Source organism: Clostridium sp. MCC328, assembly GCF_018785465.1.
Taxonomy (GTDB): Bacteria; Bacillota; Clostridia; order Lachnospirales; family Lachnospiraceae; genus Pilosibacter; species Pilosibacter fragilis.
The window spans coordinates 1-1,288 of the sequence record NZ_WQPW01000074.1 but is presented as its reverse complement, the minus strand read 5'-3'; the positions used below and the strand labels follow the sequence as shown (position 1 = coordinate 1,288).

The 1,288-nt window shown below is 42.6% G+C and carries 2 protein-coding genes; one reads left to right on the top strand and one right to left on the bottom strand.

The features are described from left to right. Positions 1-168: 168 nt before the first annotated feature. Positions 169-648, bottom strand: a complete 480-nt coding sequence (locus GPK83_RS11885) for an ACT domain-containing protein (protein WP_252196335.1) — start codon at positions 646-648, stop codon at positions 169-171. A gap of 129 nt (positions 649-777) precedes the next feature. Between GPK83_RS11885 and GPK83_RS11880 the strand changes: the two genes are divergently transcribed. Continuing rightward, the gene (locus tag GPK83_RS11880; RefSeq protein ID WP_252196334.1) at positions 778-1,098 is read left to right on the top strand and encodes a transposase family protein; all 321 of its coding nucleotides are present in this window, start codon (positions 778-780) and stop codon (positions 1,096-1,098) included. Positions 1,099-1,288: the final 190 nt, after the last annotated feature.

The following is a 1,288-nucleotide window of genomic DNA, read 5'->3' as shown; positions in this document are numbered from 1 at the left end:
TGCGGACAGCGCTCCGGCAGCTTTTCGCCTTCATCCCAATAATTACAGGTGTGATCCTCGCAGTGATAAATCATCGTTTCCAACTCCTTCCGCCTGCTGAAAAAAACAGCGCGTTACACTATTTTTCATAGTATAACACGCTGCTTCAAAAAAGGAAAGACCAATCGGTCAGTCCTCGTTGCCGAAGAACTTATCGTGCACCACTTTGATGGCGCGGTTTGCATCGTCCTTGTTCACCAATACCGAAATACGAATCTCGGATGTAGCAATCATCTGGATATTGATACCTGCATCATACAGCGCCTCGAACATATCGGAGGCCACGCCCACATGCGTCATCATACCGGCGCCCACCAGGCTGATCTTGGCCACATTATCGTCCACCTCAATGCTGTCATATTCGAGCACATCCTTGTTCTCTTCCAACACCCGGCGGGCATCGTCCAGGCTGCTCAGCGGGCAGGTAAAGCTGATGTCCTTACTGCCGCTGCGGCTCACAGACTGCAAAATAATATCCACATTTACATTGTGACGGCTCAGCAGCGAAAACACCTTAAAAGCAACACCGGGGCAATCTTCCAGACCCACCAGAGAGAATCTCGCAAAATTATCCATCTTGGCAACGCCGCCGATATTCGTCTTTTCCAATTTTATTACCTCCTTGACTTTTGTGCCAGGTATATTTTTCAGACTGGAAACCCACGACAAACGCATGAGTAAATAAATTGTGAACACGCTCCTTTTCTGATAAAATTAAAAGAAAAGGGGCGTTGATACATGCAGGAATTATTAGATTGGCTGGAATACATAAAAGATGATCGTCAGCAAAGGAAAGTTCGTCATACATTAAAGGGCATTCTTGTTATTGTGTTGTTTGCAACATTAGCAAATGCAGATGACTGGGTAGAAATGGCATTATTTGCAGAAAATTATCAGGATTATCTTCGCAAATATATAGAGTTAAAAAACGGAATACCATCTCATGATACAATAAGACGCGTAATGGGAATGATATCACCAGAAATCCTGCAGCAGCTCTATGGAAAATGGCAGGATCGTTTAAATCAGGACAAAACTACTTTTTTATTTCCAAAATAGAAAATTATCGCAAATCCTTTATCCATGCGGATTTGCCGCTATTTTGTACATTTCCTAAATTTTTTCCAAAATCCAAAATAGGCCGTCAAATCTTACCTCAAATTTTCTCCAATTTTCCAAAATGAATTTTTCCAATATCGCCCCATTTTGGCTGTAAAATTTTTGACAGCCAGCAGGGTATGTGTCGCAA

Coding starts and splice junctions, on each gene's coding strand:
- GPK83_RS11880 (WP_252196334.1), top strand. CDS start 778: ATGCAGGAATTATTAGATTGGCTGGAATACATAAAAGATGATCGTCAG.